24 protein-coding genes and 1 pseudogene are annotated in these 24,273 nt (G+C 71.0%); 17 read left to right on the forward strand and 8 right to left on the reverse strand.

What is annotated here, in order from left to right:
• A pseudogene (locus ACLBXX_RS19460) lies at window positions 1-252 on the reverse strand (hypothetical protein); the annotation flags it as partial.
• A gap of 43 nt (window positions 253-295) precedes the next feature.
• On the opposite strand from ACLBXX_RS19460, the gene ACLBXX_RS19465 reads away from it, so the two are divergent.
• Genes ACLBXX_RS19465 through ACLBXX_RS19485 form a run of 5 tightly spaced genes read left to right on the forward strand, consistent with a single transcriptional unit; the run spans window position 296 to window position 6,248 of the window.
• Window positions 296-943, forward strand: coding sequence for an amino acid ABC transporter permease (locus tag ACLBXX_RS19465; RefSeq protein WP_387146899.1), 648 nt, complete (start codon window positions 296-298; stop codon window positions 941-943).
• Window positions 940-1,857 (forward strand): amino acid ABC transporter permease, encoded by a 918-nt coding sequence (locus tag ACLBXX_RS19470; RefSeq protein WP_387146903.1) that lies wholly within the window; start codon window positions 940-942, stop codon window positions 1,855-1,857. Before ACLBXX_RS19465 ends, ACLBXX_RS19470 begins: the two co-directional genes overlap by 4 nt.
• A gap of 44 nt (window positions 1,858-1,901) precedes the next feature.
• Window positions 1,902-2,951, forward strand: a complete 1,050-nt coding sequence (gene pheS / locus ACLBXX_RS19475) for a phenylalanine--tRNA ligase subunit alpha (RefSeq protein WP_447659382.1) — start codon at window positions 1,902-1,904, stop codon at window positions 2,949-2,951.
• The gene (gene pheT / locus ACLBXX_RS19480) at window positions 2,951-5,485 is read left to right on the forward strand and encodes a phenylalanine--tRNA ligase subunit beta (protein ID WP_447659383.1); all 2,535 of its coding nucleotides are present in this window, start codon (window positions 2,951-2,953) and stop codon (window positions 5,483-5,485) included. The genes pheS and pheT overlap by 1 nt, the downstream gene beginning before the upstream one ends.
• A 22-nt stretch (window positions 5,486-5,507) precedes the next feature.
• Window positions 5,508-6,248, forward strand: a complete 741-nt coding sequence (locus ACLBXX_RS19485) for a dienelactone hydrolase family protein (protein WP_447659384.1) — start codon at window positions 5,508-5,510, stop codon at window positions 6,246-6,248.
• A gap of 49 nt (window positions 6,249-6,297) precedes the next feature.
• Here ACLBXX_RS19485 and pdxR read toward each other — a convergent pair whose 3' ends face one another.
• The gene (gene pdxR / locus ACLBXX_RS19490) at window positions 6,298-7,707 is read right to left on the reverse strand and encodes a MocR-like pyridoxine biosynthesis transcription factor PdxR (RefSeq protein ID WP_447659385.1); all 1,410 of its coding nucleotides are present in this window, start codon (window positions 7,705-7,707) and stop codon (window positions 6,298-6,300) included.
• Between the two features lie 78 nt (window positions 7,708-7,785).
• Here pdxR and ACLBXX_RS19495 point away from each other — a divergent pair, with 78 nt between their 5' ends.
• Together ACLBXX_RS19495 and ACLBXX_RS19500 are read left to right on the forward strand one after the other, a co-directional pair.
• Window positions 7,786-8,358: a dihydrofolate reductase family protein gene (locus tag ACLBXX_RS19495; protein WP_447659386.1), complete on the forward strand. Its 573-nt coding sequence runs from the start codon at window positions 7,786-7,788 to the stop codon at window positions 8,356-8,358.
• A gap of 61 nt (window positions 8,359-8,419) precedes the next feature.
• Entirely contained in the window at window positions 8,420-9,400 is a 981-nt protein-coding gene (locus ACLBXX_RS19500) for an NAD-dependent epimerase/dehydratase family protein (RefSeq protein ID WP_447659387.1), read from the forward strand.
• Here ACLBXX_RS19500 and ACLBXX_RS19505 read toward each other — a convergent pair.
• From ACLBXX_RS19505 to ACLBXX_RS19520, 4 genes are read right to left on the reverse strand one after another with little or no spacing between them, the layout of a single operon-like run.
• On the reverse strand, window positions 9,391-10,143 hold the full coding sequence (locus tag ACLBXX_RS19505) for an ABC transporter permease (protein ID WP_447659388.1): 753 nt from the start codon (window positions 10,141-10,143) through the stop codon (window positions 9,391-9,393). The two genes, ACLBXX_RS19500 and ACLBXX_RS19505, sit on opposite strands and share 10 nt — an antisense overlap.
• Window positions 10,143-11,084 carry an ABC transporter ATP-binding protein gene (locus ACLBXX_RS19510; protein ID WP_447659389.1) on the reverse strand — a complete coding sequence of 314 codons (942 nt, stop codon included), beginning with the start codon at window positions 11,082-11,084 and terminating at the stop codon, window positions 10,143-10,145. Before ACLBXX_RS19510 ends, ACLBXX_RS19505 begins: the two co-directional genes overlap by 1 nt.
• The gene (locus tag ACLBXX_RS19515; RefSeq protein ID WP_447659390.1) at window positions 11,081-11,380 is read right to left on the reverse strand and encodes a transcriptional regulator; all 300 of its coding nucleotides are present in this window, start codon (window positions 11,378-11,380) and stop codon (window positions 11,081-11,083) included. The genes ACLBXX_RS19510 and ACLBXX_RS19515 overlap by 4 nt, the downstream gene beginning before the upstream one ends.
• The gene (locus ACLBXX_RS19520; RefSeq protein ID WP_387146932.1) at window positions 11,373-12,035 is read right to left on the reverse strand and encodes a hypothetical protein; all 663 of its coding nucleotides are present in this window, start codon (window positions 12,033-12,035) and stop codon (window positions 11,373-11,375) included. The genes ACLBXX_RS19515 and ACLBXX_RS19520 overlap by 8 nt, the downstream gene beginning before the upstream one ends.
• Before the next feature lie 280 nt (window positions 12,036-12,315).
• Here ACLBXX_RS19520 and argC point away from each other — a divergent pair, with 280 nt between their 5' ends.
• The 7 genes from argC to argH are packed head-to-tail and all read left to right on the forward strand — an operon-like array spanning window position 12,316 to window position 20,224.
• Complete coding sequence (argC, locus tag ACLBXX_RS19525) at window positions 12,316-13,407, forward strand: N-acetyl-gamma-glutamyl-phosphate reductase (RefSeq protein WP_447659391.1); 1,092 nt, start codon at window positions 12,316-12,318, stop codon at window positions 13,405-13,407.
• Entirely contained in the window at window positions 13,404-14,561 is a 1,158-nt protein-coding gene (gene argJ, locus ACLBXX_RS19530) for a bifunctional glutamate N-acetyltransferase/amino-acid acetyltransferase ArgJ (protein WP_447659392.1), read from the forward strand. The genes argC and argJ overlap by 4 nt, the downstream gene beginning before the upstream one ends.
• Window positions 14,558-15,457: an acetylglutamate kinase gene (gene argB / locus ACLBXX_RS19535; RefSeq protein ID WP_310289958.1), complete on the forward strand. Its 900-nt coding sequence runs from the start codon at window positions 14,558-14,560 to the stop codon at window positions 15,455-15,457. Before argJ ends, argB begins: the two co-directional genes overlap by 4 nt.
• Window positions 15,454-16,668 carry an acetylornithine transaminase gene (locus ACLBXX_RS19540; RefSeq protein ID WP_447659393.1) on the forward strand — a complete coding sequence of 405 codons (1,215 nt, stop codon included), beginning with the start codon at window positions 15,454-15,456 and terminating at the stop codon, window positions 16,666-16,668. The genes argB and ACLBXX_RS19540 overlap by 4 nt, the downstream gene beginning before the upstream one ends.
• A complete protein-coding gene (gene argF / locus ACLBXX_RS19545) occupies window positions 16,665-17,588 on the forward strand; it encodes an ornithine carbamoyltransferase (RefSeq protein ID WP_387146945.1) in 924 nt (307 codons plus the stop codon). The genes ACLBXX_RS19540 and argF overlap by 4 nt, the downstream gene beginning before the upstream one ends.
• Before the next feature lie 13 nt (window positions 17,589-17,601).
• On the forward strand, window positions 17,602-18,747 hold the full coding sequence (locus ACLBXX_RS19550) for a heparan-alpha-glucosaminide N-acetyltransferase domain-containing protein (protein ID WP_447659394.1): 1,146 nt from the start codon (window positions 17,602-17,604) through the stop codon (window positions 18,745-18,747).
• 43 nt (window positions 18,748-18,790) lie between these two features.
• A complete protein-coding gene (gene argH / locus ACLBXX_RS19555; protein WP_447659395.1) occupies window positions 18,791-20,224 on the forward strand; it encodes an argininosuccinate lyase in 1,434 nt (477 codons plus the stop codon).
• A gap of 26 nt (window positions 20,225-20,250) precedes the next feature.
• On the opposite strand, the gene ACLBXX_RS19560 is transcribed toward argH, so the two are convergent.
• Window positions 20,251-20,847 (reverse strand): hypothetical protein, encoded by a 597-nt coding sequence (locus ACLBXX_RS19560; protein WP_387146954.1) that lies wholly within the window; start codon window positions 20,845-20,847, stop codon window positions 20,251-20,253.
• A 4-nt stretch (window positions 20,848-20,851) separates the two neighbouring features.
• On the reverse strand, window positions 20,852-21,451 hold the full coding sequence (locus ACLBXX_RS19565) for a DNA-binding protein (RefSeq protein WP_447659396.1): 600 nt from the start codon (window positions 21,449-21,451) through the stop codon (window positions 20,852-20,854).
• 200 nt (window positions 21,452-21,651) lie between these two features.
• Here ACLBXX_RS19565 and tyrS point away from each other — a divergent pair, with 200 nt between their 5' ends.
• The 3 genes from tyrS to ACLBXX_RS19580 form a co-directional block, all read left to right on the forward strand.
• The gene (gene tyrS / locus ACLBXX_RS19570) at window positions 21,652-22,953 is read left to right on the forward strand and encodes a tyrosine--tRNA ligase (RefSeq protein ID WP_387146960.1); all 1,302 of its coding nucleotides are present in this window, start codon (window positions 21,652-21,654) and stop codon (window positions 22,951-22,953) included.
• 45 nt (window positions 22,954-22,998) lie between these two features.
• Window positions 22,999-23,820, forward strand: a complete 822-nt coding sequence (locus ACLBXX_RS19575) for a DUF4184 family protein (protein WP_447659397.1) — start codon at window positions 22,999-23,001, stop codon at window positions 23,818-23,820.
• A gap of 174 nt (window positions 23,821-23,994) precedes the next feature.
• On the forward strand, window positions 23,995-24,273 hold a 279-nt coding region (locus ACLBXX_RS19580; protein ID WP_447659398.1), incomplete at its 3' end, for a hypothetical protein.

Below are 24,273 nucleotides of genomic sequence, written 5' to 3' on the forward strand. Positions count from 1 at the left end.
CTGGTCGATGGCGTCGCGAAGGCGGGGGAGCGCGTCGCGCACGCCCTCGTCGTCGATGTCGCCGAAGCCGATCACGAGCGACGGCGGCAGATCACCGCGGTCGCGCGCGAACGGTCCGAGTCCCACCACGCGCACCCCCCGCGCCGCGGCCGCTGCCACCACCCCGGGCGCTTCGGGCGTCGAGGGCGAGCAGCCGGAGGTCGACCCGGCCAGCTGACCCGGTCCGTGGCGGCGCCCTCGCGGCGCCGCCACGGCAGGTCGGTTGCCGCGGCGATGCACGAGGAAAGGCGGTGCGATGGGAGTCATCACAGACAACGGCGACCTGTGGAGCGAGGCGATCGTCGGCACACTGGTGCTGTTCTTCGGCGGCGGGCTGATCGCGCTCGTGCTCGGGTTCATCGTGGGCGCCATGCGCGTCTCGCCGGTGCCGATCGCACGCGCCGTCGGCGGGGTGTACGTCAACTGGATCCGCAACACCCCGCTCACCCTCGTGATGTTCTTCTTCGCGTTCTGCCTGCCGATCATGCTGCAGCAGCGCGTGTCGCCGATCGTGCTGGCGACCGCCGCACTCGGCATCTACACGGCGACGTACGTCGCCGAGACGATCCGCTCGGGCGTGAACACCGTTCCGGTCGGGCAGGCCGAGGCGGCCCGTGCGCTCGGCCTCACGTTCGGCCAGGTGATGTCGCTGGTCGTGCTCCCGCAGGCGACCCGATCGGTCATCCCGCCGATGATGAGCGTGTTCATCGCCCTGCTCAAGAACACGACGGTCGCCGCCGGCTTCTCCGTCGTGAATCTCGGCACGGTGCGCTCGAACCTCAGCGAGCGCGGCGAGAACCAGCTGGTCGTGCTGCTGTGGGTGATGGTGATCTTCGTCGTGCTGGTGCTCCTGCTCGCCTGGCTCCAACGCATCCTCGAGCGCAAGTGGAGGATCGCACGATGAGCAGTTCCGTCCTCTACGACGTCCCCGGTCCCCGCGCGGTCGTCCGCAACCGCATCATCGGCGCGGTGACCATCCTGGTCGTGCTCGGCTTCATCGGCTGGGTGCTCTGGCGCTTCTACGAGACCGGCCAGTTCAGCCCCGAGAAGTGGGAGCTCTTCACCTACTCCTCGATCTGGATGCTGTTCCTCGAGGCGACGTGGAACACGCTGTCGGCGTTCGCCGTCGCCGCCGTCGGCGCCATCGCGCTCGGCTTCGTCCTGGCGCTCGGACGCATGTCCGACCACGCGTGGCTGAGGATCCCCGTGGGGTGGATCGTCGAGATCCTCCGGGCCATTCCCGTCCTGATCTTCATGATGCTGCTGTACTACGGCCTGCCCGTGGTCGGCATCAAGATGTCGCCGTACTGGGCCGTCGTCATCGCCCTGATCGCCTACAACGGCTCGGTGCTCGCCGAGGTGATCCGCGCCGGCGTCGAGTCGCTGCCCCGCGGGCAGAGCGAGGCCGGGTACGCGATCGGGCTGCGCAAGTCGGGAGTCATGCGCCTCGTGCTGCTCCCGCAGGCGGTCCGAGCGATGCTGCCGGTCATCATCTCGCAGCTCGTCGTCACGCTGAAGGACACCGCGCTCGGCTTCATCATCACCTTCCACGAGCTGCTGTACCTCGTGAAGCTGCTGGGCTCGCAGGCGCTGTACAACTCGCCGCTCATCCCGTCCGCCATCATCGGCGGGTCGATCTACGTGGCACTGTGTCTGGCGCTCTCGTATGTGGCGTACCTCGTCGAGAAGCGCACGCGGCGCTCGCCGCGGGTGCCGCAGGTCGCCGCCGCCAATGCGCCGGCGGGCACCGACACCGAGCTCATCGTCGCGCAGCGCGTCAACGACGGATCCGACTACCGCACGGGCGGAGGCGCCTGAACCCGGACCGGTCCTGCCCCGAGCCGTCGGTAGACTCGTCTCTCGTGTCCGACGCTCCCGAAACCACCGAGATCACGCCTGAGGCGGTGAACGCCGCCGTCGACGCCGCCCTCGAGGCCATCGCGGCCGCGGGCGCCACCGCAGCGCTGAAGGCCGCGCGCTCCGCGCACTCCGCGGAGGGCTCGCCGCTGGCGAAGCTCAACGCGCGGCTGCGCGACGTGCCGAACGACAAGAAGGCCGAGTTCGGCAAGCTGGTCGGTCAGGCCCGCGGCCGGGTGAACCAGGCGTTCGCCGCCCGCGAGGAGGAGCTCGCCGCGGCCGAGACCGCCGCGAAGCTCGAGGCGGAGCGCGTCGACATCACCGCGCTCGCGGCTCGCGCGCGCGTGGGGGCGCGGCATCCGATCTCCCTGCTGCAGGAGCAGATCGCCGACATCTTCGTCGGCATGGGGTGGGAGATCGCAGAGGGGCCCGAGCTCGAGCACGAGTGGTTCAACTTCGACGCGCTGAACTTCGACGTCGACCACCCCGCCCGCCAGATGCAGGACACGTTCTTCGTCGACCCGGTGGAGCGTCACCTCGTCATGCGTACGCACACGAGCCCGGTCCAGGTGCGCTCGATGCTCGAGCGCGACCTGCCGCTGTACGTGCTGTGCCCCGGGCGCGTGTACCGCACCGACGAGTTCGACGCGACGCACCTGCCCGTCTTCACCCAGTTCGAGGGCATCGTCGTCGACAAGGGCATCACGATGGCGCACCTCAAGGGCACGCTCGACCACGCCGCCAAGGTGCTGTTCGGCGCCGAGGCGAGGACGCGCTTCCGCGCGAACTTCTTCCCGTTCACCGAGCCGTCGGCCGAGCTCGATCTGTGGCACCCGACCTTCAAGGGCGGCGCCCGATGGATCGAGTGGGGCGGCTGCGGCATGATCAACCCCAACGTGCTGCGCGCGGCGGGGATCGACCCGGAGGAGTACTCGGGCTTCGCGTTCGGCATGGGCATCGAGCGCACGCTCATGTTCCGCAGCGACGTCCAGGACATGCGCGACATGGCCGAGGGCGATGTCCGCTTCAGCGAGCAGTTCGGAATGGTGGTCTGATGCGCGTCCCGCTCTCATGGCTTCGTGAGTACGTCGACGTCCCGACGGATGCTGCGCCGGAGGACGTCCTCGCGGCGCTCGTGCGCGTCGGGTTCGAAGAGGAGGACATCCACCGCTTCGACCTGCAGGGTCCGATCGTCGTGGGCGAGGTCCTCGAGTTCGTCGAGGAGCCGCAGTCCAACGGCAAGACGATCCGGTGGGTCCAGGTTCGCGTCGCGCCCGACGGCGAGACCGCGGCGGACGGCGGCGACGCCGTGCACGGCGTCGTGTGTGGTGCGCGCAACTTCTTCGTCGGGGACAAGGTCGTGGTGACCCTGCCCGGCGCCGTGCTGCCCGGGCCGTTCCCGATCGCCGCGCGCAAGACCTACGGCCATGTGTCGGACGGCATGATCGCCTCCGCCCGTGAGCTGGGGCTCGGCGACGAGCACAACGGCATCCTCCGGCTCGTCGAACTCGGCATCGACGCGCCGGTCGGCACCGACGCGATCTCGCTGCTCGGCCTCGACGACGTCGCTGTCGAGATCAACGTGACGCCCGACCGCGGCTATGCGCTTTCGATCCGTGGTGTCGCGCGCGAGTACTCGCACTCGACCGGCGCCGCGTTCCGCGACCCGGCGGACCGCACGTGGGAAGACATCGCGCCGGGCGCGGGCTTCCCCGTGAGCGCCGACGACCTCGCCCCCATCCGCGGCCGCGCGGGCGTGACAGAGTTCGTGGCCCGTGTCGTGCGCGACGTCGATCCCACGAAGCCGACCCCTGCGTGGATGATCTCGCGCCTGTCGCTCGCGGGCATCCGCTCGCTCGGCATCCTCATCGACATCACCAACTACGTGATGCTCGAGCTCGGCCAGCCGATCCACGGCTACGACCTCGACAAGCTGCAGGGCGGCATCACCGTGCGCCGGGCGACTCCGGGCGAGAAGCTCGAGACGCTCGACGGCAAGGTCCGCACCCTCGATGTCGAAGACCTCCTCATCACCGACGATTCGGGCCCGATCGGCCTGGCCGGCGTCATGGGCGGCGGCACGACCGAGATGGGCGACGCGACGCGCAACGTGCTCATCGAGGCCGCGACGTTCGACACCGTGTCGATCGCGCGCACGGCCCGTCGGCACAAGCTGCCGAGCGAGGCATCCCGCCGCTTCGAGCGCGGCGTCGACCCGCTCGTGCCCTTCGTCGCCGCACGTCGCGTGGCCGACCTCATGGTCGAGTACGCCGGCGGCACCAGCGACGACGCGTACGGCGCGGCCCTCTTCGCCGAGGTGTTCATCCCCGGCATCGAGCTCCCGCCGACGTTCGTGCAGCGACTCATCGGTGTCGACTACACGCCGGGCCAGATCGAGGCCGCACTGCGGCTCATCGGCTGCGAGGTCGTCGGCGCCGAGGGCAGCGAAGGATGGCAGGTCATCCCGCCGTCGTGGCGCCCCGACCTCACCGACAAGTGGACGCTCGCCGAGGAGGTCGCCCGCATCGAGGGCTATGACCGCATCCCGTCGGTGCTGCCGTTGCCGCCGTCGGGCCGCGGTCTCACCGCCGCGCAGCAGGGCCGCCGTCGCGTGGCGAACGCGCTCGCCGCTGCGGGCTTCGTCGAGACGCCGTCGTTCGGGTTCACCACCGAGGACCAGAACGACCTCCACGGCTCCGCCTCGGGGGAGCACCTCCCGAGCGTGAAGCTCGCGAACCCGCTCGACGGGCAGGCCCCGTTCCTGCGCCGCTCGCTCGTGCCCGGCCTCCTGCAGGTCGCGCACCGCAACGTGTCGCGCGGCTTCACCGACCTGTCGCTCTTCGAGACCGGCGTCGTCTTCCTCCCGAAGGCCGGCGTGCAGTACGGAACGACGTTCGTGCCGCCGTTGGCAGTGCGACCGGATGCCGCGACCCTTGCCGAGCTCGACGCCTCGATCCCGCCGCAGCACCGGCACCTCGCCGTGCTGCTCACGGGCAGCCTCGTCGCGAAGCAGCCCGGCATCGCGCCGGTGACCGCGGACCTCGCCGACGCGCTCGATGCCGTCCGCACGATCGCGGCCGCCGCGGGCGTCGCGATCGATGTCGCTCAGGGGCAGCGCGCCGCGCTGCACCCGGGCCGCACCGGTGTGCTCTCCGTCGACGGCACCGAGGTCGGCTACGTCGGCGAGCTGCTGCCGGCCGTGGCCGAGGCATCCGATCTTCCGGGTCGCGTCATCGTCGCGGAGCTCGATCTCGACCTGGTTCTCTCGCTCGCGGGGGACAAGGTCGTCGCGGCCTCGCTGTCGGGCTTCCCGGCCGCGACGCAGGACGTGTCGCTGGTGCTCGGCGCCGACGTCCCCGCCGCCGAGGTGCGCGGAGCGCTCGTCTCGGGCGCCGGCGATCTTCTCGAGTCGGTGCGCCTGGTCGACGACTATCGCGGGCAGGGCGTGCCCGAGGGCGAGAAGAGCCTCACCTTCGCGCTCCGATTCCGCGCCCCCGACCGCACGCTCACGGCCGCCGAGGCGACCGAGGCCAAGCTCGCGGGGGTGGCCGTCGCGACCGAGCGGTTCGGGGCGACGCTGCGCGAGTAGCATCCGTATCGGAGGTGCCCAGATGCCCGAGATGATCACGGTGCCGCTCGTCGACGGCGAGGTCATCGACGTCTACGTCGCCCACCCCGCGGGCGACCCGATCGGCGGGCTCGTGCTCATCCACGAGATCTGGGGCCTGGTCGGCCACATCACCGACGTGGCCGACCGGTTCGCCGCCGAAGGGTGGCTGGTCGCCGCGCCGGACATCCTGACCCATGGCGGCGTGGCCCCCGCACTCGGCGAGGAGCTCTTCGCGCTGGTGAACAGCGACGACGAGGAGGCCCGCACCGCGGCGCAGCCGCGGATGCGCGAGGCGTTGTCGGGCATGCGCGCGCCCGAGTACGCCGGTTGGGCGGTCGCCGCGCTCCGCGCCGTGGTCGACTGGCTCGCCGAGCAGCCCGGGGTCGATGATCGGATCGCCGCGACCGGCTTCTGCTTCGGCGGGACGTACGCGTTCCTGCTCGCCGCGCACGACGACCGCGTGCGCGCCGTCGCGCCCTTCTACGGCACGGCGCCGTCGGCCGACCGCATCGCCGACATCTCCGCGCCGGTGCTGGCGATCTACGGGCAGCACGACCCCGCGCTCATCGACGCGCTTCCTGCCGTGACCGAGTCGATGGCGGAGGCCGGTGTCGAGTTCGCGGCCGTCGTGTATCCCGACTCGGCGCACGCGTTCTTCAACGACACCGGCCGCCGGTACAACCCGGCCGACGCGGCCGACGCCTGGGAGCGTGTGACGGCCTTCCTCCGCAGCCGCGTCTGACGCTCCGTCGGGGGCCGGACCCGCGCCCCGGCGCACCCGGCAGTCGAACCTAGCGCCGTACCATCGCCTGGTCGATGGCGTCGCGAAGGCGGGGGAGCGCGTCGCGCACGCCCTCGTCGTCGATGTCGCCGAAGCCGATCACGAGCGACGGCGGCAGATCACCGCGGTCGCGCGCGAACGATCCGAGTCCCACCACGCGCACCCCACGCGCCGCGGCCGCTGCCACCACCGCAGACTCGTCCGCACCGACCGGCAGTTCGAGCACGCCGTGGAATCCGGCGGACACCCCGGTGAGCGCGACGTCCCGGCCCAGGCGGGCGAGCGCGTCGAGGACGGTATCGCGCCGGGCCGCGTACACGGCGCGCATCGCCCTCACGTGCTTGTCGTGGCGTCCTGAGTCGAGCAGGGCTGCGAACGCGAGCTCGCCGAGCACCGGACCGCCCCGATCCGCGACGCGTCGGCGTGCGGCGAGAACGTCGATGAGCGCGCTCGGCGCGGCGATCCAGGCCGTGCGGACCGCGGGGGCGTGGCTCTTACTGGCCGACCCGACGAGGACGACGCGCCCGGGTGCGAGACCCTGCAGCGCGCCGATCGGCTGCCGGTCGTACCGGAACTCCGAGTCGTAGTCGTCCTCGATGATCCATCCGCCGGTCCGCGCCGCCCACGCGATGAGCTCCCGGCGGCGTGACGCCGACAGCACGACGCCCGTCGGCGACTGGTGCGCGGGCGTGACGAGCACGGCCTGAGCCTGCGCCTGGTCGAGGAGCTCGACCCGGAGGCCGTGGGCATCGACGGGGATGGGCGCCAGGGCGACCCCCGCCGCCTGCGCCACGACGTCGATCGCACGGTCGCCGGGGTCTTCCACCGCGAGGACGCGGACTCCGCGTTCGGCGAGTGCCGGCAGGAGCAGGGTGAGCGCCTGAGCGAAGCCCAGGCAGAGCACGACGCGGTCGGGATCGGTGTCGGCCGCGCGCACCCTGCGCAGGTGATCCGCCACGGCCGCGCGTGCCCGGGGGTGACCGCGCCCGTCGCCGTAGTCGACGTCCGCGGCTCCGATGCTCCGCGCCGCCTCGGCGTACGCCCACGCCCAGTCGCCGGCGGGGAAGCGACGCAGGTCGGGGACTCCCGGCCGAAGATCCAGACGCGGGGACGCGGCGGCGCGGGCCGTCGCGGCCGAGCCGGCGGACGGCGTCGCTCCGGAGGCGACGCGGGTGCGGCCGCCCGGCTGCGCGACGAGGTATCCCTCGGCGGCGAGCTGCTCGTAGACGTGGACCACCGTTCCCCGGGCGACGCCCAGCTCGACCGCCAGCTCGCGCGTCGGCGGGAGGATGTCGCGGGGCCGGAGCACGCCACCGCGAACCGCGTCGCGCAGCGCGGCCTGCATCCGCACCCCGAGACGCGCGCCGGGCCGGATGGCGAGGGCGAGCACCAGATCCGAAGTGGTCCATTTCTGTGCCACGAAACCGGACCATACCACTGGTCCGCTGCCGCCGTACGCTCCTCGTGTCGGAGCTTCCGATCGCGAAAGGAGCCGCTGATGGGTTCGACGGTGCTGTACGTCACGGTCTCGGTCGACGGATTCGCAACGGGGCCGGGCGACGATCTGTCCCGGCTGCACCGCTGGCTGGACGACGCGGACGGCGCCGACGCCGATCCGTCGGCCGTCGAGCTGATCGACCGCTTCCGGCGAGCGGGCGCGATCATCTTCGGGCGGCGCACCTGGAACGCCGGCCAGGAGCCGTGGGGCGATGACGACGTGTTCTCGAGTCCGGTCTTCGTGCTCACCCATGAGCGGCGTTCGCCGGAGGCGAAGAACGGCACGGTCTTCACCTTCGTCTCCGAGGGCCCGGCCACGGCCCTCGCCCAGGCGCAGCGCGCCGCCGGTGACCGCGACGTGGTGATCATGGGCAGCCCCGACGTCGCGCAGCAGTTCCTCCGCGACGGCCTCGTCGACGAGATCCTGCTGCACGTCGTGCCGGTCCTGCTGGGAGGCGGCATCCGGCTGTTCGCCGAGCTCGAGGCGCCGCAGGAGCTGGCGCTGCGATCGTGGCGGCGTGGGCGCGACGTCACAGGCGTCGCGTTCGCGGTGCTCGCCGACGCTTCAGGCTGAACCGCTCTTCCGTCGGCGGAGAAGGGATGCCTCGACCCGGCGCGTCTGGTTGGGTGGAGCCATGACCGACGTACTGGTGCTGGGCGGGACGGGCTGGCTGAGCGGGCGCATCGCCGAGCGGTGGGCGGATGCCGGAGCCGCCGTGACGTGCCTCGCCCGAGGCGGACGCGACGCGCCGTACGGGACGACGCTCGTCGTCGCCGACCGCAACGACCCGGACGCGTACGACGAGGTCGCCCGGCGCGAGTGGGACGAGGTCGTCGACGTGTCGTCGAACCCGGTGCACGTCGCCGCCGCCGTCGCGGCGCTGGGGGAGCGCACGCGGCACTGGACCTACATCTCGACCGTGTCGGTGTACGCCGCCGATGACGTGCCGGGCGCGGACGAGACCGCCGAGCTGCTGACGCCTGCCGGCCCCGACGAGGACGAGGACTACGGTCGCGCGAAGGTGCGGGCCGAGGCATCCGTCCGCTCCGTCCTCGGGTTCCGCGCGGCGATCGTGCGTCCGGGGCTCATCGTGGGACCCGGTGACCCGACCGACCGGTTCGGATACTGGGTGAGCCGCTTCGCCCTCGCCGGATCGGACGACGTGCTGGTGCCCGAGACCGCCGATCGAGGCGTCCAGGTGATCGACGTCGACGACCTCGCGGGGTTCGTGCAGGCCGTCGGCCGCGAGCGATGGACGGGCGTCGTCAACGCCGTCGGCGATCCGGTGGCACTCGACCGGCTCTTCGCGGACGCGCGTGACGTCGCCGGACACACCGGCGCGCTCGCCGCGGCCGACGACGAGTGGCTCGCGGCGCATGACGTCGCGTACTGGATGGGTACGCGTTCGCTGCCGCTCTGGCTGCCGGCCGACATGCCGGGGTTCTGGACCCGTTCGAACGCCGCCTACCGCCTGCTCGGCGGCCACCTCCGTCCCGTGAGCGAGACGCTGGACCGCACCCTCGCCGACGAGCGCGCCCGCGGCCTGGACCGCGATCGTCGGGCCGGGCTGACCCGGCCGGACGAAGTGGCGCTGCTCGGCCAGCTTCAGCGGTAGCGGCGCCCCTCGTCGCGGCGGTACAGCCACACCGCCAAGGCGCCCAGCACCAGCGTCCACGCGAGGATCCCGACCACCGCCCACAGCGGAGCCCCCGTGCCCAGCGCCGTGCCGACGACGATCTCGCGCGCCTGCCGCACCGGCAGGGTCATCGAGACGACGTTCAGCCACTCGGGGAACATCACCGGCGGAAGGAACAGGCCGCCGCCGAACGCCAGCAGGAACATCGCCACCTGCGTGACGGCGATCGCGGCCTTCGGCCCGCACGTCGTGCCGATGATGACGCCGATGAGCGCCGAGGGCACCGCGGTGACGATGACGAGGCCGATCGCCGCGAGCAGATCGAGCGGCTCCGGGCTCGCAGCCGTGAACAGCCCGCCGATCACGAGCAGCGGGATCATCGCCACCGCCGCGACGATGAGCGTCGCGGTCATGAGCCCGATGATGCGCGCAGCCGGCGCGCCCGGAAGCGTGCGCAGGTACGGCGCCCACGGCTTGGCGCGCTGTTCAGCGAGATCGATCCCTATCGAGAACAACCCCGCTGACATGAACGCGAACACGATCATCGACGCGACGGCGGCTGTCGCGAACTCGGGGTTGTCGACGACCATGCGCTGCGGCAGGACGAACAGGCAGAACGCGAGCGTCGGGAACGCGAGAGAGCCGATCACCGCGATGGGGATGCGGACGGTCTCCAGCAGATTGAACTTGGTGTGGACGGCGGCGAGGCTCAGCGTGGACATCACGCGGCTCCCTTCGTGATCGAGAGGAAGGCCTCCTCGAGGGTCGCACCGCGCACGGTGAGCCTCGAGAAGGGGAGATCGGATGCTGCGAGCCGGCGTACGAACGCATCGGAGTCGGCGAGGACGGCGGTCACGGTGGCGGCATCGGCGTCGTGGGTCACCACCGCTTCGGGGGCGAGCGCCTGGACCTCGGCGGCGTCGAGTCCCGCGAGGGTCACGCGCTGGCGGGCCACACCCGACACGATGGCGGCGAGAGAGTCGTCGGCACGGACCACGCCCTCGTCGATCACGACCACGCGCTGGGCGAGCTGCTCGATCTCTTCGAGGTGATGGCTGGTGACGACGACCGCGCAGCCGGCCGCGTGGCGCGAGCGCACCGCGTTCCAGAGGCTCCGGCGGGCGTCGACGTCGAGGCCGGTGGTCGGCTCGTCCAGGAGCACGAGGTCGGGATCGCCGACGAACGCGAGGGCGACGGCCACGCGCCGTTGCTGGCCACCCGAGAGCGCGCCGCACTGCTTGTGCAGCAGGTCGCCCAGCCCGAACTCCTCGACGATGCCGGCGCGGTCGGCGGGCGACGGATAGTGCGCCGCGACGAACTCGAGCACCTCGCGCACCTTCAACGCCTCGGGCAGCGCGGTCGCCTGCGGCGTCGTGCCCAGCCGAACCCGCGATGCGGCGTCGCGGGGATCGCCGCCGAACAGCGTCACGGAGCCGGAGGTCGGCACGCGGAGCCCCTCGATGAGGGTCAGCAGGGTCGTCTTGCCGGCGCCGTTCGGCCCGAGCAGGCCCACGCACTCTCCGGCGCGGATGTCGAGCGAGATCCCGGCCAGGGCCGTGACGTCGCCGAAGCGCTTGACGACGGCGTCGGCGCGCACGAGGGCATCACCGGCGGTGGGGTCGCCCGTGCGGGCGAGGGGCGGAGTGCTGACGACGGTGTTCATCGTGATCCTCCGAGGAGTTCGAGCAGCTGGGTGCGGTACGCGCGAAAGGCGGCGCGCCCGCTCGGGGTGATGGCCACGAGGGTCGCGGGCTTGCGGCCGGAGAACGTCTTGGTGCTCTCGACGTAGCCCGCGGCCTCGAGCTTCGCGAGGTGCGTGGTGAGGTTGCCCGGTGTCATGTCGAGGAGCTTCTGGAGCAGGGGGAAGGTCATCTCATCCCCCTCCTCGAGCGCCTCGGTGAGCGTGGTCATGATGCGCAGGCGAGCGGGGGCATGGATGACGGGATCGAGTTCATTCATGGGCCGTCTCCCGCCGGGGCTCGAGCGGAAGGACCCCGCGCGCCATCAGCACGGCGACGACGATCATCGCGAGGGGGCCGGCGATGGCGTAGACGAGGTAGTGATAGGGCGCGCCGACGAACGTCGCGATCGCGACGACGACGATCATGACGATGCCGAGCACGTACTGCACGGGGGAGCGCCAGAGCGCGCCGCCCGCCAGGTAGAGAACGCCCACCATCAGGACGAACGCGCCGGGATACAGCAGCGAGGACGCCTCGGGAGACAGTCCCGCGCGCTGCACGCCCATGAGCAGCAGCCATGTGCCCACCATCGAGATCGTCCACGACCAGCCGTAGAGCATGCCCTGCAGCTGCGATCGGCCACGGATGCCCGATGACCCGCTCCGGATACCCGTCACGATCGACCACACGACGGCGCCCAGGATGCACACGCCGAACACCGTCCAGGCGACGGGTGCAGGCAGCACGTCGGCGCCGCCGACGCCGTCGCCGAACCACAGTGCGGTGAAGCCGATCGCCCACGCCGCCGCCCACACGATCAGCAGCACCGTGTATCCGCGCAGCAGCCGACGGTGGGTGGCGCGGCGCTGGGACTCCATGAGATCGAACATGTGCGCCGCGTCGGCGCGGGCATCCGTGTCGTCTGTGCTCATGCAAAGTACTTTGAAGCACAAAGTACTTTGCGTCAAGAGGTGACGGACCTGATTTGCGGATGCTGCGACCCGGCGGCTATCGTCGGCGCATGCCTTCGGCGAACCAGGGACTCTCGACGCTCGTTCCGAGCGCCGCTCCCGCGCGCCGACGCCGTCTGGGCGAGCGCCGACTCTAGGCGACCCCGCACGCCGTCCTGTCATGGACCGTCGCGAGTGGGCGTCGCCGTCTCCGGCCCTCTGCTGAGCTTCGTCGAAGCGCCCAGACTCTAAGGTGGAATCCATGACATATTCGGTCGCCGTCTCCGGCGCATCCGGCTATGCGGGCGGCGAGATCCTGCGGATCCTCGCCGCGCATCCCGACGTCGAGATCCGCACCGTGACCGCGCACTCCAACGCGGGACAGCCGCTCATCCAGCACCAGCCCCACCTGCGCTCCCTCGCGCACCTGACCCTCGCCGAGACCTCGCCCGAGGTGCTCGCCGGTCACGACATCGTCTTCCTGGCGCTGCCGCACGGCCAGTCCGGGCAGTACACCGACGCCCTCGGCGACACGCCGCTGGTCATCGACGCCGGCGCCGATCACCGGCTCGAGTCGGTCGCCGACTGGGATCGCTTCTACGGCGGCGACTTCCACGACCCCTGGGTCTACGGCGTCCCCGAGCTTCCGGTGGCGGGTTCGAAGCAGCGCGAGCGGCTGGTCGGAGCGTCCCGTATCGCGGCACCGGGCTGCAACGCCTCCACCGTGAGCCTGAGCCTCGCACCCGGCGTGGCAGCGGGTGTCATCGATCCGTCCGACATCGTGACGGTGCTCGCCGTCGGTCCTTCGGGTGCCGGGAAGAGCCTCAAGACGAACCTGCTGGCCGCCGAGATCCTGGGGTCCGCGAACCCCTACGCGGTGGGCGGGTCGCACCGGCACATCCCCGAGATCCGCCAGGCGCTCGCCGCGGCGCGCGCCTCGACGGGCTCAGCGACCGAAGCCGCCGCCCCCGGCACCACCGCCGACGAAGGCATCCGCATCTCGTTCACCCCGGTCCTGGTGCCGATGTCGCGGGGGATCCTCGCGACGTCGACGGCGCCGATCGCGCCGGGCGCGACGGACGACGAGATCCGCGCCGCGTGGGAGTCCGCATACGGCGACGAGACGTTCGTGCAGCTGCTGCCGGCGGGCCACTTCCCCCGCACGGCCGACGTCCTGGGTGCCAACACCGCGCTGATGGGCCTCGCCATCGACCGTGCCGCGAACCGCGTGACGGTCGTCACGGCGGTCGACAACCTCGTCAAGGGCACGGCCGGAGCCGCCGTGCAGTCCATGAACATCGCGCTGGGGCTCGCCGAGGGCACCGCGCTCACCGTGAACGGAGTCGCGCCGTGAGCGTCACCGCGCCCCAGGGATTCGAGGCGGCAGGCGTCGCCGTCGGCCTCAAGTCGACCGGCAAGCCCGATGTGGCGGTCGTCGTCAACCGAGGCCCGTTGAAGGTCGGCGCCGCTGTGTTCACGAGCAACCGGGCGAAGGCGAACCCGATCATGTGGTCGCAGGAGGTCATCCGCGACGGCGTGGTCGAGGCGATCGTCCTCAACTCCGGCGGGGCGAACTGCTTCACGGGGTCCTTCGGCTTCCAGACGACGCACCAGACGGCCGAGAAGGCCGCCGCGCTGCTCGACGTGAGCGCCGGCGACATCCTCGTGTGCTCCACGGGGCTCATCGGCACCGGCGACGAGGTGTTCCGCGCGAAGGTGCTCGCCGGCACCGAGCAGGGCATCGCCGAGCTCTCCGCCGACGGCGGGGAGGCGGCATCCCTCGCGATCATGACGACGGATTCGAAGCCGAAGCGCGCGGTCGCGACCGGCGACGGCTGGTCCATCGGCGGCATGGCGAAGGGCGCCGGGATGCTGGCACCCGGCCTCGCCACGATGCTCGTGGTGATCACGACCGACGCCAGGCTGGACTCGGCACAGGCCGACGCGGCGTTGCGCGCCGCCACCGGCCGCACCTTCGACCGGCTCGATTCGGACGGCTGCATGTCGACCAACGACCAGGTCACCCTCATGGTCAGCGGAGCCTCGGGCGTCACCCCCGATCCCGACGCGTTCGCCGCGGCGCTCGCCGAGGTCTGCCAGGACCTCGCGCAGCAGCTGCAGGGCGACGCCGAGGGCGCGAGCCACGACATCACGATCGAGGTCATCAACGCGGCGTCCGAGGAGGACGCGGTCGAGGTCGGCCGGTCGGTCGCACGCAACAACCTGTTCAAGGCGGCGATCTTCGGCAACGACCCGAACTGGGGTCGTGTGCTCGCCGCGATCGGCACGACCGAGGCCGCGTTCGACCCGTACGACGTCGACGTGTGGATGAACGGCGTGCGCGTGTGCAGCGCCGGCGGTCCCGATGCGCCGCGCGAGGCGGTCGACCTGACGCCGCGCGCGACGCACCTCGTGATCGACCTGAAGGTCGGCGCGGCGACGGCGACGATCCTCACGAACGACCTGACCCACGACTACGTCCACGAGAACAGCGCGTACTCCTCATGACCGACCTGCAAGAGACCGATCCCGGTGAAGCCAGCGCCCGGGCGGTGACCCTCATCGAGTCGCTGCCGTGGCTCAAGCGCTTCCGCGACCAGATCGTCGTCGTGAAGTACGGCGGCAACGCGATGGTGAGCGAGGAGCTGCAGGACGCCTTCGCCGCCGACATCGCCTACCTCCGCTACGTCGGGGTCAAGCCCGTCGTGGTGCACGGCGGCGGCCCGCAGATCTCGTCGATGCTCGACCGCCTCGCGATCCCGAGCGAGTTCAAGGGCGGCTACCGCGTCACCTCGACCGAGGCGATCTCGGTCGTGCGCATGGTGCTCACCGGTCAGATCAACCCGCAGCTCGTGTCGAAGATCAACGCCCACGGCCCGGTCGCTACCGGCCTCAGCGGCGAGGACGCGGGCCTCTTCGGCGGCCGTCGCCGCGGCGTCGTCATCGAGGGCGTCGAGCACGACCTGGGTCGCGTCGGCGACGTCGTCGAGGTCGATCCGCAGCCGGTGCTCGATCAGATCGAGGCGGGGCGCATCCCCGTCGTCTCGAGCATCGCCCCCGACCTCGACCACCCGGGACACTCGCTCAACGTGAACGCGGATGCTGCAGCATCCGCTCTCGCCGTCGCACTCGGTGCGGCGAAGCTCGTGGTGCTCACCGACGTCGCGGGGCTCTACGCCGACTGGCCCAACCGCGACTCGCTCGTGTCGCACCTGACCTCGACGGAGCTGAAGGCGATGCTGCCGACGCTCGAGTCGGGCATGATCCCGAAGATGGCGGCGTGCCTGGAGGCCGTCGAGGGCGGCGTCGAGACCGCGGCCATCATCGACGGGCGGGTGCCGCACTCGGTACTCGTGGAGATCTTCACCAGCAAGGGAATCGGAACAGAGGTGGTGCTCGGATGACGTGGCAGGACGATGCGGGGCGCGACCTCGTGAAGAGCTTCGGTGCTCGCATGCAGATGTTCGTGCGGGGCGAGGGCTCGTACTTGTGGGACGCCGACGGCAAGCGCTACCTCGACTTCCTCGCGGGGATCGCGGTCGACTCGCTCGGCCACGCCCACCCGGTGTTCGTCGACGCGATCGCCACGCAGGCCGCGACGCTGGCGCACGTCTCGAACTACTTCGCGACCCCGCCGCAGCTCGAACTCGCGGCCACGCTGAAGCGTCTCGCGGGCACCGGCGACGAGGGCCGCGTGTACTTCGGCAACTCCGGCGCCGAGGCGAACGAGGCGGCGTTCAAGCTCGCCCGCCTCCACGGCGGCACCGAGCGCCCGCGCATCCTCGCGCTCACGGACGCGTTCCACGGCCGCACGATGGGCACGCTCGCCCTCACCGGCAAGCCCTACATGCAGGAGCCCTTCTTGCCGATGACGCCGGGCGTCGAGTTCATCGACTCGACGATCGAGGCGCTCGAGGCGGCGATCGACGACCGCGTGGCCGCCCTGTTCGTCGAGCCCGTCAAGGGCGAGGCCGGCGTGATCCCGCTGCCCGAGGGCTACCTCGCCGCCGCGCGCGAGATCACCGAGCGCCACGGGGCGCTCCTGATCATCGATGAGATCCAGACCGGCGCCGGTCGCACGGGGGAGTGGTTCGCCTTCCAGCACGAGGGCATCACGCCCGACGCGATCACCGTCGCCAAGGGCATCGGCGGCGGCTTCCCGATCGGCGCGCTCATCACCTTCGGCGCTGCGAGCGAGCTGTTCTACCCGGGCACGCACGGCTCGACGTTCGGCGGCAACGCGCTCGGCACCGCGGTCGCGGGGGCCGTGCTCGGCGAGATCGAGCGGGCGGAGCTCGTCCGCAACGCCGCCGAGCGCGGTGCACAGCTGCGCGCGGCGATCGAGGGCATCGACTCGGATCTGATCGACGGATGCCGCGGCTCGGGCCTTCTCATCGGCATCGGGTTGAAGCATCCTGTCTCGAAGGCGCTCGTCGCGGCGGCGCAGGAGCACGGTCTCGTGATCAACGCCCCGAACGACGAGACCATCCGCCTCGTCCCCGCCCTCACGATCGGCGACGTCGAGATCGACGAGTTCGTCGAGCTCTTCACCGCATCGCTGCGTACCGTCGAGGACGCGCTGGTGCTCGATGCTTCGACGGAGGTTCCCGCATGACCCGCCACCTGCTGCGCGACGACGATCTGACGCAGGCCGAGCAGGACGAGATCCTCGACCTCGCGGTCTCGCTCAAGAAGGACCGCTGGAAGCTCAAGCCCCTCGAGGGTCCGCAGACCGTCGCGGTCATCTTCGACAAGTCGTCGACCCGCACGCGCGTCTCGTTCGCGGTCGGCATCGCCGACCTCGGCGGCTCGCCGCTCATCATCTCGACCGCGAACAGCCAGCTCGGCGGCAAGGAGACCCCGGCCGACACGGCCCGCGTGCTCGAACGCCAGGTGGCGGCCATCGTGTGGCGCACGTACGCGCAGGCCGGCCTCGAGCAGATGGCCGAGGGCACCCGTGTGCCCGTCGTCAACGCGCTGAGCGACGACTTCCACCCGTGCCAGCTGCTCGCCGACCTGCTCACCATCAAGGAGCACAAGGGCGACCTGGCCGGGCTCACCCTCTCGTTCTTCGGCGACGGCAAGTCGAACATGGCCCACTCGTACGTGCTCGCCGGCGTGACCGCGGGCATGCATGTGCGGGTTGCGTCACCCGAGGCGTACGCCCCGCGCGACGACGTGATCGCCGACGCCGACCGCCGCGCGGCCGAGACCGGCGGCTCGGTCACCCTCTACACCGACGCCAACGAGGCGGCGGCCGGTGCCGACGTCATCGTCACCGACACGTGGGTGTCGATGGGCAAGGAGGAGGAGAAGCTCGAGCGCCTCCGCGACCTCGGCGGGTACAAGGTGACCCAGGAGCTCATGGGGCTCGCGAAGGACGACGCGATCTTCATCCACTGCCTGCCCGCCGACCGCGGCTACGAGGTCGACGCCGAGGTGATCGACGGTCCGCAGAGCGTCGTGTGGGACGAGGCCGAGAACCGGCTCCACGCACAGAAGGCCCTGCTCGTCTGGCTCCTCCGCCAGGACTGAGAGCGCCCGGTCGGTGAGCGGGCGCGAGCTGAGCGACACCGAGCGCTCCGCGCCGCGCGCAGACGGCTGGCTCGCCACGCGCTGGGAGCGCCTGAACGGTCCCGCTCGCATCGGCGGGGTCGATCTCGCGCGCGGTCTCGCGGTGCTCGGCATGTTCGCCGCGCACCTGCTCTGGATCACCGAGCCGTTCGACGTGCTCGAGCCCGATACCTGGATCGCCGTCGTCTCGGGCCGGTCGTCGATCCTGTTCGCGACGCTCGCCGGGGTGTCGATCGGCCTGGTCACCGGAGCGCGGGCGCCGCTCATGGGCGATGCGATGACCACGGCGCGCGGGCGGCTCGCCGTGCGGGCGGGACTGCTCTGGGTGCTCGGCATCCTGCTCATCGCCACCGGCGTGCCCGTGTTCGTGATCCTTCCGGCCTATGCGCTGATGTTCCTGCTGGCGCTGCCGCTGACGTCCCTGCCGGCGCGTGTGCTGCTGCCGCTCGCCGCGGGGCTGGCGCTGGTCATGCCGTTCGTGCAGATCGTCCTCGACGCGCTCCCGTTCTGGAGCACCGCGATCGGGGGCCCGGTGTCGCTCGGACTCGGGTGGCACTACCCGTTCACGACCTGGATCGTGTTCGTCGTGGCGGGCCTCGGCGTCGCGCGCGCCGGCGTGACCCGGCTGCGGGTGCAGGTGCGGCTCGTCGTCGCCGGAACGCTGCTCGCCGCGCTCGGCTATGGTCTCGGTTCTGCGACCGGCGCAGACCCCGAGGCCGAAGCGGCGACGTATCTCGGAGCGCTCTGGACTGTCCGCCCGCACTCCACCGGTCTGCTCGAGGTGATCGGCTCCGGCGGCTTCGCGCTCGCCGTCCTCGGGGTGTGCCTGCTCGCGTGCCGCACGTTCCTGGTGTGGGTCGTGCTGCCGCTGCGGGCCGTAGGAGCGATGCCGCTGACCGCGTACACGCTGCAGCTCCTGGTGTGGGGCGCCGTCGCCGCCGCGGTGCTCGACCGGGTCGGCGACCTCATCGGCTTCCGCGCGCTCCTGCCCTTCTGGCCGCTCACCATCGGCACCGTCGTCCTGTGCACCGCATGGGCGCTCCTCGTCGGCCGCGGCCCGCTCGAGACACTGCTCGATTCGGCCGCGCGCTTCGCCGTTCCCGCCGATCGGAGACGATGACATGGCGGCGGTCGGGCGGGCGGCGCGTCGGTAGGCTGGTCGGGTGAGTGAATCGAAGGGCGACGGCGGGACCAACGAAGGCGCACTGTGGGGGGCCCGCTTCGCGTCGGGGCCGTCCCCGGCGCTCGCCGAGCTGAGCCGATCGACCCACTTCGACTGGGATCTCGCGCTGTACGACATCGCCGGCTCCCACGCCCACGCGAATGCGCTCGCTGCGGCCGGGTATCTCACGGCCGACGAAGAGCAGTCCATGCACGAGGGCCTCGATGAGCTCGCCCGAGGCGTGACCGCCGGGACGCTTCGGCCCGCGGCATCCGATGAAGACGTCCACGGCGCTCTCGAGCAGGCGCTGATCGGCGTCGTCGGCGCCGAGCTCGGCGGCAAGCTGCGCGCCGGCCGCAGCCGCAACGACCAGATCGCGACGCTCGTTCGCATGTACCTGCTCGACCACTCGCGCACGATCGCGCGCGAGATCCTCCGCCTCGTCGACGCGCTCGTGGCGCAGGCCGACGCCCACCCCGACGCGATCATGCCGGGGCGCACGCATCTTCAGCACGCGCAGCCCGTGCTGCTCGCGCACCACCTGCAGGCCCACGCCTGGCCGCTCGTGCGCGACCTGGAGCGCCTGCGCGACTGGTCGGCCCGCGCGGCGGTGTCGCCGTACGGCGGCGGAGCGCTCGCCGGCTCGACGCTCGGCCTCGACCCGCAGCTCGTCGCGCGCGAGCTCGGGCTCGACCGTCCGGCGGAGAACTCGCTCGACGGCACGTCCTCGCGCGACGTGGTCGCCGAGTTCGCGTTCATCACGGCCATGATCGGGATCGACGTCTCGCGCTTCGCCGAGGAGATCATCCTCTGGAACACGCGCGAGTTCGGCTTCGTGACCCTCGACGACGGCTACTCGACCGGCTCGAGCATCATGCCGCAGAAGAAGAACCCCGATATCGCCGAGCTCGCGCGCGGCAAGGCGGGCCGCCTCATCGGCAACCTCAGCGGACTGCTCGCGACGCTCAAGGCCCTCCCGCTCGCGTACAACCGCGACCTTCAGGAGGACAAGGAGCCGGTGTTCGACTCCGTCCGCACCCTCGAGACGGTGCTGCCCGCATTCGCCGGCATGGTCGCGACCATGCGCTTCCACACCGACCGCATGGCGGCGCTCGCTCCGCAGGGGTTCTCGCTCGCGACCGACGTCGCCGAGTGGCTCGTGAAGCGAGGCGTCCCGTTCCGCGACGCCCACGAGATTTCGGGGCACCTGGTCCGCGTGTGCGAGGAGAACAGCCTGGAGCTGCATGAGGTCTCCGACGCGCAGCTCGCCGGCGTCTCCGAGCACCTCACGCCCGAGGTCCGCGAGGTGCTGAGCGTGGAGGGCTCGGTCGCGAGCCGCACCGGCGTCGGCGGCACGGCGCCCGTCCGGGTCGCCGAGCAGCGGGCCGAGCTGGTCCAGCGCGTCCAGGACGCGGCACACGCCCTCGGGCTCTGAGCCTCAGCGGCGCGAGCCCATCGTGATCACCAGATCGCGAGGCGCACCAAGGCCGCGACGACGCACGCCCACACCAGGCTCGAGAGCGTGCCGATGATGAAGCGCTCGCGCGCCTCGGCGGTCGCGAGCTCCGAGAACCGGCCGATGCCCTTGAGCGCCACGACCACGGCGATGGCTTCGGGGAATCCGGCGATGATCCCGAGCGTCACTGCGAGGCGCTCGAGATAGCCGATCGTCGTGCCGCCGCGCATCACCTCGCGGACGGCGCCCTCGCCGGCGACGGCTCCCGGCAGCGACGGCGCGCGCAGGAGGATGCCTCCGTTGTCGCCCTCCTCGACGCGCCCGTGGCTCGCGATCTCGAGGATGCGCCGCGTGATCGGGTTGCCGCCCAGTACTCCGAGGGCGGTGCCGAGCATGGCGATGCCGAGCCCGAGGAGCAGCGGCACGTTGACGGGGGACACCGTCACCGCGAGCAGGCACAGGACGACGAGCACGCCCGCGACCACCAGCGGGATGGTCGAGGGCTTGCGGAGGCTGATCACCACCAGCACGAGTGCGCCGCAGAGCGCGAGGAACAGGAAGATCGTGAGCGCGGCGACGAGGATCACGTCCGGGGAGACCATGGGGTCAGTCTGGCACGCGCCCCGGACTCAGCCGCGCGAGCACGCGGACGAGCGCGGGCACCGCTGCCTCCTCCGTCCGAAGCCCCGCCGACTTCACGCGCAGGCTGACCGCGCCCTCTGAGATGCCGAGGCGCGCGGCGGCTTCGCGCTGCGTGATCCCCTCGGCGAGCAGGTCGTAGATCTCCCACCCCTCGGCGGTGCGTCGATCGCGCAGCTCGACCAGCAGTCGCACGAGCGCCTCGGCGTCGGCCCCGCCCTCCGGCGCGGTGATCGCGACGCGGGTGGCGGCCTTCTTCGCGCGATCGACCGCATCGCGCGCGTTCACGAAGGCCTCGCCGCGTGCGGCCCGGACGCTGTCGGGAAGCGGCGATTCGACCTCCCCGGCGCCGACCCCGACGCTCCAGGTACCTGAGCGGGTCAGGTCGAGCACGATCTCGAGCAGCGCTGCGGGGTCGGCCACCGCGACCTGGACCTCGTCGCCCGCGGTGCGCTCCGGAGCCAGCGCGAGGCCCTGGTGCCCCTTCGCGTGGACGGATGCCAGAGCCTCAGGTACGAGGTCGGCGCTGCTCCGGCTGTCGCGCTGGTCGCTGGTGATCACGAACATGGCATTCCTTATGCGTGAGAGCTTAAGTGCGGCCAAGTTTAGGTTGAGGGCTTCAGTTATACAAGCCTGTAGGCTAAATATGTTCGAAATTTAGCCCAGAGGCTTGAACGCCCGCAGGCCGCCTTCCGTCAAGTGGGCGCACCGCCGAGCCGACCGTGCGCGGGCGGGGCGAGGCATCTGTCGCTGATAGCCTGGCGGGCGTGTCTGAAACCGTCGTGAGCGCGACTGCGCCCGCGATCGACCCGACGTTCGAGAACGTGTGGGATGAGATCGTGTGGCGTGGGCTCGTGCATGTGTCCACCGATCAGGAAGCGCTGCGCGCCCTTCTCGCCGGGGACCCGATCACGTATTACTGCGGCTTCGACCCGACCGCGCCGAGTCTGCACCTCGGAAACCTCGTGCAGCTTCTGACGATGCGCCGCCTGCAGCTCGCGGGCCACAAGCCGCTCGGACTCGTCGGCGGCTCGACCGGACTCGTGGGCGATCCGCGTCCCTCCGCCGAGCGCACGCTCAACACGCGCGAGACGGTGGCCGAGTGGGTCGGCTACCTGCGCTCGCAGGTGGAGCGGTTCCTGAGCTTCGAGGGCGACAACGCCGCACGCATCGTCAACAACCTGGACTGGACCGCGCCGATGAGCGCGATCGACTTCCTGCGCGAGATCGGCAAGCACTACCGCGTCGGCACGATGCTCAAGAAGGACGCCGTCGCGGCGCGCCTGAACTCCGAGGCCGGCATCAGCTACACCGAGTTCAGCTACCAGATCCTGCAGGGGATGGACTTCCTCGAGCTCTACCGCCAGTACGGCTGCGTGCTGCAGACGGGCGGCAGCGACCAGTGGGGCAATCTCACCAGCGGCACGGACCTCATCCACCGCGTCGAGGGCGTGTCGGTGCACGCGATCGGCACTCCGCTGATCACCAACAGCGACGGAACCAAGTTCGGCAAGAGCGAGGGCAACGCGATCTGGCTCGACGCCGCGATGTGCAGCCCGTACCGCATGTACCAGTTCTGGCTGAACACCGACGACGCCGATGTGATCCAGCGGCTCAAGATCTTCACGTTCCTGACGCGCGCTGAGATCGAGGACTACGAGCGCCTCGTCGCCGACGAGCCGTTCCGCCGCGCCGCGCAGAAGCGCCTGGCTCTCGAGGTCACGGCTTTCGTGCACGGGACGGATGCCGCGGCCGCCGTCATCGCCGCCTCCGAGGCCTTGTTCGGCCAGGGTGACCTCGCCTCGCTCGACGCGATCACTCTGCGTCACGCGCTGGAAGAGCTGCCCAACGCCACCGTCGCCTCGGGGACGAACGTGGTGCAGGCGCTGGTCGACACCGGCCTCGTCTCGAGCCTGTCGGAGGGCCGGCGGGCGATCGCCCAGGGCGGTGTCTCGCTCGACGGCTCCAAGGTCGAGGACGAGTCGGCGACCGTGTCCGGCGCTCTGCCCGGCGGAGTCTCGGTGCTGCGGCGCGGCAAGAAGACGCTCGCGGGCGTGTTCGTGGGCTGACGCTCGGTGACGAGCGGCGTGGCTCTGCGGATGGACGGCTGACGGATGCCGTTCACTCCGAGCCACGCCGTGGTCGCGCTGCCGTTCGTGCGCACCCCACTGGTGCCGGCGGCGATCGCGATCGGCGCGATGGCGCCGGATCTGCCGCTGTTCGTCCGCGGATTGCCGCTGCACTACGGCGTCACGCATGCGTTCGGGTGGCTGCCGGCGACGATCGTGCTGGCATTCGGGCTGCTCCTGGTCTGGCGTCTGCTGCTGCGGCCGGCAGTTCGCGAGCTCTCGCCGCGGTGGCTGGCGGCGCGGCTGCCGGGGGAGTGGGATGCCGGCGCCGGCCCAGCCCTCCGCGAGACGCTCGCGATCTCGGGATCACCCGCGCGGGTGTCGTGGAGCGGGATGCTGCTGCTCGTCCTCTCGCTCACGATCGGCGTCGTGAGCCACATCGTGTGGGATCTGTTCACCCACGAGGGTCGGTGGGGCACGACGGCGATCCCGGCACTGCAGTCCGAGTGGGGACCGCTTCCGGGATTCAAATGGCTGCAGCACGGCTCGAGCGCGATCGGACTCGCGATCCTCGGGATCTGGATGCTGATGTGGCTGGTGCGCCGTCACCCCGAGGCACCCCCTGCGGGTGTGATGCCCTCGTGGGTCCGCCGGGTGTGGTGGGCGTCGCTGCCGGTGATGCTGCTGGGGGCGTGGGTGTGGGGACTCGCCGTCTTCGGCCCGCTCGACGCGGAGTTCACGGTCGCTCACCTGGGCTATCGCGTGCTTCCGCCGGCATGCGCGGTGTGGGGCGCGATCACCATCGCGCTGTGCGTGGTGGTGCAGGTACTCCGCCGCCGCACCGCGGGAGTGACGATTCCCGCGTGATTACGCGGGTGCGGGCGTGCGACACGCCCGGGGCGCGACGTCGATTCGACGAGACACCGGGACGCACGTAAAGTATTACCTGTTCGCCCCACAGGGAAGCGGAGAGGCCGAGAGCCTTACCCCCCTCAAGTGGAGAACCACCCCCCTCCTTACACGCTCGTTCGAGCGTCCCGCATGCGGGTCGAGGATGGGGTTCCTGCCTCGGAGACCGCGGTCACCGACGAGCCAGATGATCTGAAGATCACGGCGTGTCGGTTTGACAGACGGGTCGGGCGGGATAAGATAGTGAAGTTGCCCTGCGGTGATGGCTGTGAAGCCGGAATGCGGGTGCGTCCGATCTTTGAGAACTCAACAGCGTGCACTTGTCAAATGCCAATTTTTTTCTCTGTCGACCAGTTTTTCTGGTTGGTGGGGGTCTTTTTTGGATCAATTCATGGATGTCAGTTTGATATT

Source organism: Microbacterium sp. C23T (assembly GCF_053345975.1).